Source organism: Actinoallomurus iriomotensis (genome assembly GCF_030269445.1).
In the GTDB taxonomy this organism is placed as follows: Bacteria; Actinomycetota; Actinomycetes; order Streptosporangiales; family Streptosporangiaceae; genus Actinoallomurus; species Actinoallomurus iriomotensis.
Genome location: NZ_BSTJ01000002.1, coordinates 863,226 through 876,951, shown reverse-complemented (window position 1 = coordinate 876,951; position 13,726 = coordinate 863,226). Strand labels below are relative to the sequence as shown.

The following is a 13,726-nucleotide window of genomic DNA, read 5'->3' as shown; positions in this document are numbered from 1 at the left end:
CCTGCCCGACGGGCGACGTGCGGTCGCTCAGTCGCGGCGCGTGGTGTTGCCGGGCGCGGCTCCCGTCATGATCGCCACGGCTTCGGCCATGTCGACGTCCCCGGGTCCCACGACGGCCACGCGCCGGCCCAGGCGCTGGATGTGGATGCGGTCGGCGACGTCGAACACGGTCGGGATGTCGTGACTGATCAGTATGACCGGTAGCCCGCGTTCTCGTACCTCACGGATCAGGTCGACCACCATGCCGGACTCCTTGACGCCGAGCGCGGCGGTCGGCTCGTCCATGATGACGACGTGGCGGGCGAACGCCGCGCTGCGGGCGACCGCGACGCCCTGCCGCTGGCCGCCGGACAGTGTCTCCACCGCCTGGCTCATCGAGCCGATCCCGATTTTCAGGTCCCGCATGTGCGCGTCGGCCTCGGACTGCATCCGCCGGGTGTCCAGCAGGCGGAAGACCTTCCCGAGCACGCCCTTGCGCCGTACCTCGCGTCCGAGGAACAGGTTCGCGGCGATGTCCAGCGCCGGCGCGACCGCGAGATCCTGGTAGACGGTCTCGATGCCCGCGCGCCGCGCGTCGGCCGGGCTGTGGAAGTGCACCGGGCGCCCGTCGAGCAGGATCCGTCCCTCGTCCGGGACGAGCGCGCCGGAGAGCGCCTTGATCAGGGTGGACTTGCCCGCGCCGTTGTCGCCGATGACGGCGAGGATCTCGCCCGGCAGCAGCTCGAAGTCCGCGCCGTCCAGTGCCGTCACGTGCCCGTACCGCTTGACCAGCCCGTGGGCCTCCAGAATGGGGCTCACTGACGCCTCCTCCGTGCGAGCCGGTCGACGCCGACGGCGAGGATGACCAGGATCCCGGTGATCAACACCTGGTACACCGACGCGACGCCCATCAGCTGCAGGCCGTTGCGGATCACGCCCACGATGAGCGCGCCGAACAGCACGCCGACGATGCTGCCGCGCCCGCCGAACAGGCTCACCCCGCCCAGCACGACCGCGGTGATGCTGTCGAGGTTGTCGGTCTGGCCGGCCTGCGGGTCGCCGACCGTCGTACGGCCGACCAGGAGCAGCCCGGCCAGGCCGTACACCGCGCCCGCGACCGTGTAGACGGTGATCAGCAGCCGGCGGGTGGAGACGCCGGTGAGCCGCGCCGCCTCCGGGTTGTCGCCGACGGCGTACACGTGGCGGCCCGCGGCGGTGAACCGGAGCACGTACCAGGCGACGGCGAACAGGACGAGCATGACCACCGACCCGTACGTCACGTCGGTGTCGCCGAGCGGGAACGTCTCACCGAGCGCGGTCAGCGCCTTCGGCAGCCCCGTCACGGTCTGTTCGTGGGAGTAGATGTGGGTGAGGGCGAAGGCGATGTTCAGGGTGCCGAGCGTGACGATGAAGGAGGGCAGCCGCGCCATCGTCACCAGGCCTCCGTTGACCGCGCCGAACGCCGCGCAGACCACGACGCCGATGACGATCGCGAGGGGCGCCGGCACGTCGCCGCCGACCGCGAGGCGGGTCATCACGATCGTGCCGAACGCCATGACGGCGCCGTTGGACAGGTCGATGCCGGCGGTCAGGATCACGACGGTCTGACCGACGGCGAGCGTGCCCACCTCCATCACCTGCTGCACGACGAGGGAGAGGTTGCCGCCGGTGAGGAACCGGTCGGTGCTCAGCGAGAAGAACAGGCAGGCGAGGAGGAGTGCCGCGAGGGGGCCGACGGTCGGCACCGCGGCGAACCGGGCGACCGCCGCGGCGGCGTCACGGCTCCGCCCGGCCCGGTCCGCGACGGCGGGACCGCTCGGCTCGGTGCTGGTGGTCTCCGGCATCGGCGTCAGCCCCAGCAGTTCGCCAGGCCGAAGGCGACGTCCTTGGACGCCAGGCCCGCCTGCGGCTTCGCGGTGATCAGGTTGACGCCGGTGTCGGTGTAGCCGCTCGCCTTCTTGCCTCCGCGCGCCCAGGCGACGATGGAGTCCACGCCCTGCGCGGCCATCTTCAGCGGGTACTGCTGCGCGGTCGCCGCGATCTGCCCGGCCTGCACCGCCTTGACCCCCGTGCACCCGCCGTCGATCGAGACGATCATCGTGGAGCCGGTCCGGCCGGCCGCCTTCAGCGCGGTGTACGCCCCGAGCGCCGCCGGTTCGTTGATGGTGTAGACGAGGTTGATGCCGGGGTCCTTCTGCAGGCAGTTCTCCATGGCGGTCTGGCCCTTGGCCTGGTCGCCGGCGGTGTACTGCGTGCAGACGATGCTCGGATCGCCGTCCTTGACGCCGTACCCCTGCAGGAAGCCGTTGTGCCGGAGCACGCCGACGGTGATGCCCGGGTTCAGGTCGAGCATCGCGATCCTGACCGGCTTGGCGCCCTCGACGCTCTTGGCGTACCGGCCGATCAGCGTGCCGGCGGTGAGGTTGTTCGTGGCGAAGAGCGAATCGGCGGCGCTCTGCGGGTCCGGCGGCGTGTCCAGGGCGATGACGTCGATGCCCTTGGCGCGCGCCTTGGCGAGGCTCGGCACGATCGCCTTCGTGTCGCTCGGCACGATCAGGATGCCCTTGACCCCGGCGGCGGTCATGTTCTCCATCGCGGTGACCTGGCTGGCGTTGTCGCCGTCGAACCTGCCGGCCGCGGTCATCAGCTTGACGCCCTTGGCCTTGGCCTCCTTCTCGGCGCCCTCCTTCATCTTCACGAAGAACGGGTTGGTGTCGGTCTTGGTGATCAGGCCGATGGTGATGTCCTTGCCGGAGCCCTTCGCTCCGCTGCCGCATCCGGCCGCGGCGAGCGTCAGGGCCACGAGCGCGGCGAGAGACCGGGAGAGGGGGCCTGGAGCGGGGAATCTGCGTTTCATACCGACTCCTCCCAGCGCACCGCGCTGGCCGTGCGGCGCGTGTTCTTGACAGTGGGCGGCACCTGGGAAACGTTTCCTGGAAACGTTTCCCAGAAGGTAGATCGGCTTTTGGGAACTGTCCAGAGGGAGAATTGACCGGCTTAGGGCCCTAGGCGGGGGAGGGGCGGCATGCAGGACGGTGAACGGGCGGCGACGATGCGCGACGTCGCACGGCAGGCCGGTGTGGGCCTGGCGACCGTGTCCCGGGTGATCAACGGCAAGCCGGGCGTGGCCCCCGAACTGGTCCGGCGCGTCACCGAGACCGCCCGCGCCCTCGGTTACCGTCACGACCTCACCGCCAGCAGCCTGCGGCGGGCCGACCGGCGCACCGCCACCATCGCGCTGGTGCTGGAGGACGTCGCGAACCCGTTCTCCTCGGTGCTGCACCGCGCGGTCGAGGACGCCGCGCGGGAGGAGGGCATCCTCGTCCTGGCGGGCAGCAGCGACGAGCACCCCGACCGCGAACGCGAGCTCATCGACGCCTTCACCCTGCGGCGGGTGGACGGCCTGATCGTGCTTCCCACGGGCGGCACGGACGAGCAGCTCGCCACGGTTCGCGGGCACGGAACACCGATCGTGTGCGCCGACCGGCTCGTGGAGATCGACCGCGTCGACACGGTCACCGTCGACAACCGCGACGGCACGTGGTCCGCCGTACGCCGCCTGCGGGCGCTCGGGCACCGCCGGATCGCCTTCCTCGGCGACTCGGACTCGATCTGGACGGCGCGGCAGCGGTACGCCGGTTTCGCCGACGCGCACGCGGAGGCGGGGGAGCCGGTCGACGAGCGGCTGGTGCGCCGCGGCCTGCGCAGCGAGGAGGCGGCGCGGGCGGCGACGACCGGGCTGCTGACCGGCGGCGAGCCGCCCTCGGCGGTGTTCGCGGCACAGAACCTGCTGACGATGGGCGCCCGCCGCGCGCTGCAGGACCTGGGCGCCCAGGAGGAGGTCGCGCTGATCGGCTTCGACGACTTCCCGGTCGCCGACCTGCTGACCCCCGGCGTCTCGGTGGTCGCCCAGGACCCGGCGAGCGTCGGCCGGACCGCCGCCCGCCTGCTCCTGGCACGGATACGGGGCGGCGACGACCACCTGCCGTCGCGGCACGTGGTGGTCCCGACCCGCTACGTGCCCCGCGGCTCCGGCGAGATCCGTCCGAGAACCTGAGGCGAAGCGCCGCGGGTCAGGTGTCCAGGCGGAAGTCCGGGTCCGGCTCGATGACGGCCACGTCCATCTGCGCCTTCTGCAGACGGCCGGAGTAGTCCCAGTTCAGCGACTGCCAGCGGGTGAACTGGTCGAGGACCCACTGGCCCGACTGGCGGCTGCCGTTGCCCGAACGGCCGTTGCCGCCGAACGGCAGGTGCGCCTCGGCGCCGGAGGTGGAGTTGTTCACGCTCACCATTCCCGCGCCGATGCCGGCCCGGAACGCGAACACCTTCGCCGGGTCGGTCGTGTAGATCGACGAGGACAGGCCGTACCCCGGCAGGTCGGCCAGCTCGATGGCCTCATCCAGCGTGCCGTACGGCATCACGCCCACGATCGGGCCGAACGTCTCGTGCCGGAACAGCTCGTCCTCGACCTCCAGGCCGTCGACGATCACCGGGTGGTAGTACAGCCCGGTGGACGGATCGCCGACGAACCCCTCCCGCGGGTTGTCCGCCGTGATGCGGCCGACGCCGGTCGAGCCGTACGTCGCGCGGTCCCCGATCCAGCCGAGGTACTTCTCGTACGACTCGGCGAAGCGCTCGGCCAGCAGCGGGCCGTACACCACGTCCTGAGCCGGATCGCCGACCGGGGCCGAGCGCGTGACGGCGTCGAAGCGGCGGACGAACTCCCGGTGCACCGACTCGTGCACGATCACGGTGCCGAGCGAGGTGCAGCGCTGCCCGGCGGTGCCGAAGCCGGAGAACAGCGCGGCCTCCACCGCCAGGTCCAGATCGGCGTCCTCGGTCACGACCATGGGGTTCTTCCCGCCCAGTTCGAGGCAGGGCGTCTGCAGGTGCAGGCCGCAGAGAGAACCGATGCGCGACCCGACCCGGGACGAGCCGGTGAACCCGACCTTGTCCACGACCTTGGCGACGAGCGCGTCGGACAGCCCGGCGAAGGTGTCCGGTCCGTCGGCGTGGACGATGTTGAGCACGCCCTCGGGCAGTCCCGCGTGCGCGAACAGTTCGTACAGCGCGTGGGCGGAGGCGGCGGCGTACTCGGCGGGCTTCCAGACCACGGTGTTCCCGCAGAGCAGCGCCGGCACCAGGTACCACGACGGCACCGCGACCGGGAAGTTGCCGGCCGTGATGATCATGGCGGTGCCGACCGGCACGCGGAAGGTGAACAGCTGCTTGTCGGGCATCTCCGACGGCACCGTCTGCCCGTACAGCCGGCGGCCCTCGCCGAGGAAGAAGTCGCAGGTGTCGATGATCTCCTGCACCTCGCCGAGCGCCTCGGCGTACGGCTTGCCGATCTCGCGGGTGACGAGCCGCGCGAGGCGGTCCTTGTTCGCCTCGACCAGCCGGCCGATGCTCGACACGACGCGGCCGCGTACGGGCGCGGGCACGGCGGCCCACGCCGCCTGCGCCTCGTGCGCCGTACGGCACGCGCCGACGATCTCATGCGGCCGGGCCAGGCTCACCTCGGCCACGACATCGGACAGGTCGGCGGGGTTGACGGAGCGCACGGTCCGGTCCGCGACCGGGAGCGGCCGGCCGCTCACCACCGACGTGACGGTCTGCATCGCTGAATCCTCCTCCGAGACCAGGTTCGTCACATCGTGCCGCGTCCGGCCGCCACCCACGAACCGCGTGGGCTCATTCGTGATCGTCTCGAGGTCCTTCCTCGGGCAGCAGGACCTCGGCGAGGTGGACGGCCTCACGGCCGGTGAGCTGCGCGATCTGCGTACGGCAGCTGAACCCGTCGGCGAGCACGATCGTGCCGGGCGCGGCGTCGCGGACCGCGGGTGCGAGGCCGCGTTCGGCGATCTTCACCGACACGTCGTAGTGGCCCTTCTCGAAGCCGAAGTTGCCGGCCAGCCCGCAGCAGCCGGACTCGGGCCGGGTGATCTCCACCCCGGCCTTGGCGAGCAGCCGCAGGTCGGCGTCCTGGCCCAGCTCGGCGTGCTGGTGGCAGTGGATCTGCGCGATCGCGGTGCGCTCCCGGTGCGGCGGTGACCAGCCGGCCTCCTCCAGCAGCTCGGCGAACGTGCGGACCTTCAGGTCGGCGAGACGCTCGTCGCCGGGCAGCAGCTTCTCCCAGTCGCCGCGCAGCGCGGCGGTGCAGCTCGGCTCCAGGCCGACGATCGGGATGCCGCGCGCGGCGTACGGGTGGATCGCCTCCAGCGACCGGCGCGCGACGCGGCGCGCCATCGTGAGCTGCCCGGTGCTCATCCACGTCAGCCCGCAGCAGACCTGGGCCTGCGGCACGATCACCTCGTACCCGGCGTCCTCCAGCACCCGTACGGCGGCCCGCGCCGCCGAGGGGGTGAAGTGGTTGGTGAAGGTGTCCGGCCAGAGCAGGACCTGGCGCCGGTCGCCGCCGGGCGCCCGGTGGTGGCGCCGGAACCAGCGCGTGAACGACTGCTTCGCCGGCGCGGGCAGGTCGCGCTCGGGCGCGACGCCGCCGAGACGTTTGCCCAGCCCGGCGAGCGACCGTGCGAGGCGGCCGGGGGAGGAGGCGGCGCGGAGCGGGCCACGGGCGAGCCGCAGCCACAACGGCAGCCAGCCCATCGAGTAGTGCGCCATCGGGCGGAGCCGCCGCCGGTAGTGGTGGTGCAGGAACTCCGACTTGTACGTCGCCATGTCCACGTTCACCGGGCAGTCGGAGGCGCAGCCCTTGCAGGCCAGGCACAGGTCCAGGGCCTCGTGCACGGACTCCGAACGCCAGCCCTCGGTGTCCAGGTCGCCGCGCAGCATCTCCTCCAGCGCGCGGGCCCGGCCACGGGTGGAGTCCTTCTCGTCGTGGGTGGCGCGGTAGCTCGGGCACATGACGCCGCCGTGGTCACTGCGGCACTTGCCGACGCCGACGCACCGGTGCAGCGCCTGCCGGAAGTCGCCGTTGTCCGCCGCGAACGGCAGGAACGTACGCGGGCGTGGCCGCATGCCCTCGGTGCGCAGCCGGTCGTCGATCGGTTCGGGGTCGACGAGGATGCCGGGGTTCATCCGGCCCTCGGGATCCCAGACGCCCTTGAACTCGCGGAACGCCTTCAGGACGGCGTCGTCGTAGACCAGCGGCAGCACCTCCGAACGGGCCCGGCCGTCACCGTGCTCGCCCGACGGCGACCCGCCGTGCGCCGCGACGAGCCGGGTGGCCTCCTCGATGACCTCGCGGAACGTCTTCCGGCCGCGTTCGGTGGCCAGGTCGAAGTCGATGCGGATGTGCAGGCAGCCCTCGCCGAAGTGCCCGTACGCCGCGCCGTGCACGCCGAACCGGGCGAACAGCTGCCGCAGCTCGCCGAGGTACGCGCCGAGGCGGTCCGGCGGCACCGCCGAGTCCTCCCAGCCGGGCCACGCCTGCGAGCCGTCGGGCGCCCGGGTGGCCAGGCCCGCGCCGTCCGTACGGATCTTCCAGACGGCGGCCTGCCGGAGCGGGTCGGTCTCGACGGCCGCGCCGGGGAACTCCCGCGCCAGGGCCCGCGCCCGGTCCTCCGCGTCGTCCCCGGTGAGCTCGATGAGCAGCCAGGACGTGCCCTCCGGCAGGCCGGCGCGGTCGCTGCCGCGCGCCATCGCCACGATCTGCGCGTCCAGCCCCTCGCAGGCGTCGGGCCCGTACTCCAGCACCCGCGGAACGGCCTCGCCCGCCGCCACGAAGTCGGGGAAACCCGCGATCACCAGGACCTTGGTGTCGGGCTCGGAGACGAGACGGAGCGTCGCGCCGAGCGTGAACGCGCACGTGCCCTCGCTGCCCACGAGCGCCCGTGCGACGTGGAAGTCGTTCTCCGGCAGCAGGTGCTCCAGGCCGTAGCCGGACACCTGGCGGGGGAAGCGCCCCAGCGACGTGCGGATCGTGGCCAGGTGCCGGTCGCGCAGCGCCCGCAGCTCCTCGATGAACGGGTCGGCGGGCTCCTTGCCGTGGGCGCCGACCGTCAGCGCCGTGCCGTCGTAGCGGAGCACGTCGAGGGACTCGACGTTGTCGGACGTGCGGCCGTAGACGAGCGCCCGGGTGCCGCAGGCGTTGTTGCCGATCATCCCGGCGAGCACACAGCGGCTCCGGGAGGACGGGTCGGGGCCGAACCGCAGGCCGTGCCGGCCCGCCGCCCGGTTGAGGTCGTCCAGCACGACACCGGGCTCGACGCGAGCGATCCGCCGCTCGGGGTCCAGCTCGACGATCCGGTTCATGTGCCGGGAGAAGTCCACGACGAGTCCCTCGCCGATGGCGTTGCCGGCGATGCTCGTGCCCGCGCCGCGCGCGGTGATCGACACGTCGTGCTCACGCGCCGCGCGCACGGCGGCGGCGACGTCGTCGGCGGTCCGGGGGAACACCACGCCGACCGGCACGCGCCGGTAGACGGACGCGTCGTAGGAGTACTCGGCCCGGCACCGTACGGAGAAGTCGACCTCGCCGTCGAGCGCGGCGCGCAGGTCGTTTTCGAGTGTGCTCATCATGCCCAGCGTCGCAGATCGGGAGCCGGCGGTGACCGGCGGGCCGCTCAATCCGCGCACCGCCCGGGGCCCGTGAAGGCCCGCAGCAGATCGCGGAGCGCGGCGCGCAGCTCATCGGGCTTGAGTTCGAGTGCGCCGGCGCCCGCGAGGTGATCGAAGATCAGGCCGTCGAGGCAGGCGACGAAGATCGGTGCCTGCCGTGCGGGCTCGGCCGCGCCCATGGCCGTGAGCAGGCTCTCGGCGATGGCGCGGAAGCGGACGCCGGCCGCGACGAGCGTGGCGCGCAGCTCGCTCCGGCGCGTGGCCTCCAGGGCGAGCTCGTACCGGGCGAGCATCTGGACGCGCCCGGTGGTCACCCAGCGCTCGACCATCCTCGCCAACGCCTCGACGGCGTCGTTCTCGCCGAGCTCGGTGGGATCCGGCGGGGCGGGCAGCGCGGCGATGTCGGCGGCGTCGAGCTCGGCCAGCCGGTCCACGGCCGCCGTCAGGAGCGCCTGCCGGGTCCGGAAGTAGTACGAGCAGGATCCCTCCGGTACGCCCGCCGCCCGGTCGACCGCGCGATGCGTCAGCCCGCGCAGGCCCTCCCGGGCCAGCGTGTCGATGGCCGCGTCGGCCAGCCGTTCCCGCCGTGCGGTGGCCACGGTCACTCTCCCCCCTGTCCTCTACAAGCGTAGAGTAGGCACCGAATACTACAGATGTAGAGGGGGAGTCATGGAGCGGACGGCGATCATCGCGGGCGGGGGCATCGGCGGGCTCGCGGCGGCGGTGGCCCTCGGCCGGCGCGGCTGGCGTGTCGAAGTGCTCGAGCGCGCCCCGGCGATCGGCGAGGTCGGCGCGGGACTGTCGCTGTGGCCCAACGGCGTGCGCGCGCTGGACGCGCTCGGGCTGGGCGAACGGGTGCGGGAGATCGCGATGCCCGAGACGGCGGGCGGGGTGCGGGACCGGTCGGGCCGCTGGCTGCTGCGTTCCGACAGCGCCGAGCTGGAGCGCCGGTACGGCCCGGTCGTGATGATCCACCGGGCGCGCCTGCTCGACCTCCTGCGGGAGGCGGCTCCGCCCGGCGCCCTGCGCCTCGGCGCGGAGGTCTCCGGCGTCCGCGACGACGGAACCCATGTGGAGGTCGCGCACGGGGAAGGCGTCTCTCGCGCCGCTCTCCTGGTGGGCGCCGACGGCCTGCGCAGCGCCGTGCGCCGCTCCGTCTGGCCCGAGGCGCCCGGCCCCCGCTACGCCGGATACACGGCCTGGCGGCTGGTCGTCGATCCCCCCGGCGGGCGCCTGGACGCGGGCGGTGAGTCGTGGGGCCGCGGTGAGCGGGTCGGCCTCGTCCCGCTCGCGGGGGGCGGGGTCTACCTGTTCGCCGTGGCCAACGCTCCCGAGGGGGAGCGAAGCGCCGACGGGGAGACGGCCGAGCTGCGGCGGAGGTTCGGTGGCTGGCACGCTCCGATTCCCGCCCTGCTGGACGCCGCCGCCGAGGAGGCGGTGCTGCGGGGCGACATCTACGACCTGCCGCCGCTGGAGTCCTACGTGAGCGGCCGGGTCGCGCTGCTCGGCGACGCCGCGCACGCGATGACCCCGGATCAGGGGCAGGGCGCCAACCAGGCGCTGGAGGACGCCGTCACACTGGCCGCGCTCCTCGACGCCGATCCGTCGGTGCCGGCCGCGCTGGCCGCCTACGACCGCGAGCGCCGGCCCCGCACCCAGACGATCGCCCGCCGCTCCCGCCGTACGGGTGTCGTGGCCCAGTGGAGCTCGGCACCCGCCGTCGCGGTACGGGACCGGCTGCTCCGCCTCGTCCCGCCGGGAGCGGTGCTGAGGGCGCTCGGCCCGGTGCTGAGCTGGTGCCCGCCGGACACGCCGTGACCGGCGCGGGGGCCCGTGAACAGGTTGTTCGCTGGTTCAGGGGCCCAAACCCGGGGTAACGCCCTTATTGTTCATCTATGTGCATGTGGTCCGGTAACGGGCCGCCGCGGTCCAAAAGAGAGGCCGCCCCTGACGTTGTCTCATACAAGGGGGGTCTCGATGGTCCATCCCATACCTTCGGCCTTGCCGACCTGGCAGACCAGCCGTTATGTCGTCGCCACGATGCCGGTGGAGATCGACATCTCCAATGCTTATGACATACGGGCGCAGCTGTTCCACCTGCTGGACGAGGGGGGAGCCGGAGCCGCCCCGCTGATCGTGGACCTGACCGACACCCGGTTCTGCGACTCGACGGCCGTGAGCGCCCTGCTGAACGCGCGCACCCGGGCCACGGCTCTGGGCCGCCGGCTGTACGCGGTGGTGAACCCGCGGGGTTCGGTGCGGCGGATCTTCGACATCACCGCCCTTCCCGTTCTCATCCAGACCTTCGACGATCTCGGCTCGGCGATCGCCCTGGCCGTCGTCACGGCACTCGACGAGACGAACGACGACGGAGGCGATGGAAGCCATGAGGGCGACGACGCGCCTCGCCCGCCGGCCGGGACCCACGATGACGCCTGAATTCTCTGTTCCCAGGAGAAGCCCGTCATCGACTACCCGCCCTGGCGCGTGATCCATCGACGGTGACGCTTCACTGAAGATCACTCGTTGAGCCGGGACGAATCCTCGGGTCGGCCGGGCGGCGCCGCTCAGGCCGTGGCGTTCGCCGGCAGGAGCGCGTCGCCGAGCAGCCGCCAGTAGGGCATCGCGGACCGGCCGGGTTCGACGCCGATCACCTGGATGCCGACGTGGTCGGCGCCCGCGTCGAGGTGGGCGTTCAGCTTCTCGACGATCGTGTCCGGGTCGCCCCAGAACACGAGGTCGTCGACGATCCGGTCGCTGCCGCCGTGCGCGAGGTCCTCCTCCGAGTAGCCCAGCCGGCGGAACTTCGCGATGTTGTACTTCGAGCCGAGGTAGAGGCGCAGGTGCTCGCGCGCGACCTCGCGGGCCCGGCGGGGGTCGGACTCGAACAGCACCGCGTGTTCGACGCCGAGGAACGCCTCCGACCCGAGGATCTCCCGCGCCTGCGCGGTGTGCGCGACATTGACGTGGTACGCGTGCGCCCCGGCGGAGCGGTCGCGAGCCAGCGCGAGCATCTTCGGCCCGTACGCCGCGAGAAGCCGGTGCATCGGCCCGGCGGGCGCGGGGGCGGGCGTCTCGGCGGCGTCCATGGCGTCGAGGTACTCGGTCATGGCCGCCAGCGGCCGGACCCCGGGCCGCTCGCCGCCGAACCCGAGCCCGAGCACGTGCCGTCCGGGGTAGGCGTCGGCCAGCAGCCGCGCGGCACCGTGCGTCCACCGGGCCTCCCGCGCCCAGATCTGCGCGATGCCGTTGACGATCCGCATCTCTCGGGTGCAGGAGAGCAGGTAGGAGGCGTGGGTGAGTGCCTCCCGCCCGAGAAGTTCCGGGATCCAGAAGGCTCGCCACCCGCGATCCTCCAGCTCCTGGACCGAGTCCCGCATCATCGTGGCCGGCTGGTGCTCGAAGTCGAAGGTCCAGATTCCGAACGTCCCCAGCCCGAGCCGATCGCCGCTCATGAGGTCTCCCTTGCGCTCATCCTTAAATCGTCATATCGGAATATCGCAGATTCACGATATGAAGGCAAGTCCAGAGCTCGCGGATGCCTTGCGAAGACGTGCTACAGCGTCCGGCCCAGCTCCGCGACGAGCTGGGCGATGCGCTCCTCATCGCGCTTGTAGTGCGTCCACTTGCCCACCCGGGTGGCGCGGACCAGGCCCGCTCGCTGGAGTTCGGCCATGTACGACGACACCGTGGACTGGGCCAGGCCCGCCTTGGCCTGCAGGTGACTCACGCACACGCCCACCTCGGCCGGGTCGGCGATCGCCTCCTCGCGCGGGAAGTGGCGCTCGGGGTCGCGCAGCCAGGTCAGCAACCGCAGCCGCACGGGGTTCGCCAGTGCCTGCAGCGCGCGGACCAGATCGGGGTCCGGTGTGTCCGCCATGGATCTCAGCCTACAGCGACGTATCGGAGTACCTCGATGCGTCAGTCGCCGAACTCGTTCTGCACGCCGGGCGGGGTCAGGGCGGCGATGTAGTGCTGGGGCCGGTGATCCTCGAAGGAGTACACCACGGGCAGCGCGCCCAGCGGCCGCACCCGGCTGCCCGCGAAGGCCAGGGCGGCGAGGCCGAGCCCGCCCAGGAAGGTGACCGCCTGCCCGGTGAAGCGGGTGTGCTCACGCAGGTCACCGCGGCGGACGTCGTACGTGTGGCCGAGGTGCCGTGCCAGGCCCAGCACGCCGTGGCGCAGGCGGGGCACCTCGTACCGGTATTCGCGGCCGAAGTGGCGGTACGGCCCGGCGGTCCGCGGCGGGAGATGCGGGACGACGTCGTTGTCGTAGATGTAACGGATCATCGCGCGGGCGAGGAAGGGGTCCGCCTCGCAGGCGCGGGCGAAACGGGGATCGCCGATCATGGGCTGGCCGTACGTGTAGGCGGCCCGGAACCGGCCGGTCACGTCGTCCTCGTCCCGGAACTTGCGTTCGTGCCGGAGCATGACCGCCATCATCGCGGCCATCGCGCCGCCGAGGCTGTGCCCGGTGACGTACAGCGCCTCGAGCTCCGCCATGTTCGCGACGTCCGGCTCGCCGGGAAGGAGCGCGCGCACCGACCGGCCCCGGCAGGCGCGCTTCAGCGCGGTCATCACCTCATAGCGCGTCGCCCGTACGTTCCGGTAGAACCCGGCGTGCACGGTGGCGCGCGGGTCGCCGAACCGGTACGGCATCCGCTCCGGTTGGACGTCGGCGTCGGTCATCCAGGCGATGCCGTCCGCCGGCGGCGTGCCCCGGTAGCAGAGGATCGCGACCCGCCCGCTCGCGCTCTGCACGAGGAACGCGGTGGAGCGGACGAACATCGCGTCGACCGACGTGCCGATCATCCGGCAGTGGTTCTGCTCCAGGCCCATCCGGGCCATGATCATGGAGACGGTCTCGGCGCCGGCGTAGGCGTACGCCGCGCAGGTGGCCAGGACGTGGGCGACGACGGGGTCCGGGTGCCGCCGGGCGCGCAGCAGCCGCTCCTCCAAATGCGGGTGGACGGGGAAGCCCGCCGTGGTGCGCGGCCCGTACGGCCTGAGCCGCGCGTACGACGGGCCGCGGATGTCCCGGGTCCACAGGCCGCCGATCCCGAGCTGCTCCCGCAGCCGTTCCTCCCACTCGGGGAAGGACGGAGGCCCGGCGAGATGCTCGCCGTCGGGCGGTGTCGCGCGCGGACGCCGGCCGTCGGTCGTCACACCGCACCTCCGGCTCGTGGATGAGCACCTTCACCAGGGGTGATTTCCCGGCGCCCCG

The 13,726-nt window shown here is 72.4% G+C and carries 12 protein-coding genes; 3 read left to right on the top strand and 9 right to left on the bottom strand.

Annotated elements, in window-relative coordinates; translation table 11 throughout:
- Positions 1 to 27: 27 nt before the first annotated feature.
- Genes QSK37_RS12670 through QSK37_RS12660 form a run of 3 tightly spaced genes read right to left on the bottom strand, consistent with a single transcriptional unit; the run spans position 28 to position 2,836 of the window.
- Positions 28 to 798, bottom strand: a complete 771-nt coding sequence (locus tag QSK37_RS12670; protein ID WP_285620003.1) for an ATP-binding cassette domain-containing protein — start codon at positions 796 to 798, stop codon at positions 28 to 30.
- On the bottom strand, positions 795 to 1,823 hold the full coding sequence (locus tag QSK37_RS12665; protein ID WP_285620001.1) for an ABC transporter permease: 1,029 nt from the start codon (positions 1,821 to 1,823) through the stop codon (positions 795 to 797). Before QSK37_RS12665 ends, QSK37_RS12670 begins: the two co-directional genes overlap by 4 nt.
- 5 nt (positions 1,824 to 1,828) lie before the next feature.
- Positions 1,829 to 2,836, bottom strand: a complete 1,008-nt coding sequence (locus QSK37_RS12660) for a sugar ABC transporter substrate-binding protein (RefSeq protein ID WP_285619999.1) — start codon at positions 2,834 to 2,836, stop codon at positions 1,829 to 1,831.
- A 168-nt stretch (positions 2,837 to 3,004) separates the two neighbouring features.
- Here QSK37_RS12660 and QSK37_RS12655 point away from each other — a divergent pair, with 168 nt between their 5' ends.
- On the top strand, positions 3,005 to 4,036 hold the full coding sequence (locus QSK37_RS12655) for a LacI family DNA-binding transcriptional regulator (protein ID WP_285619997.1): 1,032 nt from the start codon (positions 3,005 to 3,007) through the stop codon (positions 4,034 to 4,036).
- Between the two features lie 16 nt (positions 4,037 to 4,052).
- Here QSK37_RS12655 and QSK37_RS12650 read toward each other — a convergent pair whose 3' ends face one another.
- The 3 genes from QSK37_RS12650 to QSK37_RS12640 all read right to left on the bottom strand — a co-directional run bounded on the left by QSK37_RS12650 (position 4,053) and on the right by QSK37_RS12640 (position 9,101).
- Positions 4,053 to 5,600 carry an aldehyde dehydrogenase family protein gene (locus QSK37_RS12650; protein WP_285619995.1) on the bottom strand — a complete coding sequence of 516 codons (1,548 nt, stop codon included), beginning with the start codon at positions 5,598 to 5,600 and terminating at the stop codon, positions 4,053 to 4,055.
- Positions 5,601 to 5,673: 73 nt separating this feature from the next.
- Positions 5,674 to 8,460: an FAD-binding and (Fe-S)-binding domain-containing protein gene (locus QSK37_RS12645; protein WP_285619994.1), complete on the bottom strand. Its 2,787-nt coding sequence runs from the start codon at positions 8,458 to 8,460 to the stop codon at positions 5,674 to 5,676.
- Between the two features lie 47 nt (positions 8,461 to 8,507).
- Entirely contained in the window at positions 8,508 to 9,101 is a 594-nt protein-coding gene (locus QSK37_RS12640; protein ID WP_285619993.1) for a TetR/AcrR family transcriptional regulator, read from the bottom strand.
- Positions 9,102 to 9,171: 70 nt separating this feature from the next.
- On the opposite strand from QSK37_RS12640, the gene QSK37_RS12635 reads away from it, so the two are divergent.
- Positions 9,172 to 10,320 carry an FAD-dependent monooxygenase gene (locus tag QSK37_RS12635; protein ID WP_285619992.1) on the top strand — a complete coding sequence of 383 codons (1,149 nt, stop codon included), beginning with the start codon at positions 9,172 to 9,174 and terminating at the stop codon, positions 10,318 to 10,320.
- Between the two features lie 183 nt (positions 10,321 to 10,503).
- Positions 10,504 to 10,941, top strand: a complete 438-nt coding sequence (locus tag QSK37_RS12630; protein ID WP_285619990.1) for an STAS domain-containing protein — start codon at positions 10,504 to 10,506, stop codon at positions 10,939 to 10,941.
- A gap of 128 nt (positions 10,942 to 11,069) precedes the next feature.
- Here the strand turns inward: QSK37_RS12630 and QSK37_RS12625 are convergent, their stop codons facing one another.
- From QSK37_RS12625 to QSK37_RS12615, 3 genes are all read right to left on the bottom strand, one after another.
- The gene (locus QSK37_RS12625; protein WP_285619989.1) at positions 11,070 to 11,957 is read right to left on the bottom strand and encodes a TIGR03620 family F420-dependent LLM class oxidoreductase; all 888 of its coding nucleotides are present in this window, start codon (positions 11,955 to 11,957) and stop codon (positions 11,070 to 11,072) included.
- A 101-nt stretch (positions 11,958 to 12,058) separates the two neighbouring features.
- Positions 12,059 to 12,382 carry an ArsR/SmtB family transcription factor gene (locus tag QSK37_RS12620; protein WP_285619988.1) on the bottom strand — a complete coding sequence of 108 codons (324 nt, stop codon included), beginning with the start codon at positions 12,380 to 12,382 and terminating at the stop codon, positions 12,059 to 12,061.
- Between the two features lie 41 nt (positions 12,383 to 12,423).
- Positions 12,424 to 13,668: a lipase family protein gene (locus QSK37_RS12615; RefSeq protein WP_285619987.1), complete on the bottom strand. Its 1,245-nt coding sequence runs from the start codon at positions 13,666 to 13,668 to the stop codon at positions 12,424 to 12,426.
- Between the last annotated feature and the right edge of the window lie 58 nt (positions 13,669 to 13,726).

What these genes read in the sequence shown, in the direction of transcription:
- QSK37_RS12635 (WP_285619992.1), top strand. Translation starts at nt 9,172, where the DNA reads ATGGAGCGGACGGCGATCATCGCGGGCGGGGGCATCGGCGGGCTCGCG.
- QSK37_RS12655 (WP_285619997.1), top strand. Translation starts at nt 3,005, where the DNA reads ATGCAGGACGGTGAACGGGCGGCGACGATGCGCGACGTCGCACGGCAG.
- QSK37_RS12650 (WP_285619995.1), bottom strand. Translation starts at nt 5,600, where the DNA reads ATGCAGACCGTCACGTCGGTGGTGAGCGGCCGGCCGCTCCCGGTCGCG.
- QSK37_RS12625 (WP_285619989.1), bottom strand. Translation starts at nt 11,957, where the DNA reads ATGAGCGGCGATCGGCTCGGGCTGGGGACGTTCGGAATCTGGACCTTC.
- QSK37_RS12620 (WP_285619988.1), bottom strand. Translation starts at nt 12,382, where the DNA reads ATGGCGGACACACCGGACCCCGATCTGGTCCGCGCGCTGCAGGCACTG.
- QSK37_RS12665 (WP_285620001.1), bottom strand. Translation starts at nt 1,823, where the DNA reads ATGCCGGAGACCACCAGCACCGAGCCGAGCGGTCCCGCCGTCGCGGAC.
- QSK37_RS12645 (WP_285619994.1), bottom strand. Translation starts at nt 8,460, where the DNA reads ATGAGCACACTCGAAAACGACCTGCGCGCCGCGCTCGACGGCGAGGTC.
- QSK37_RS12660 (WP_285619999.1), bottom strand. Translation starts at nt 2,836, where the DNA reads ATGAAACGCAGATTCCCCGCTCCAGGCCCCCTCTCCCGGTCTCTCGCC.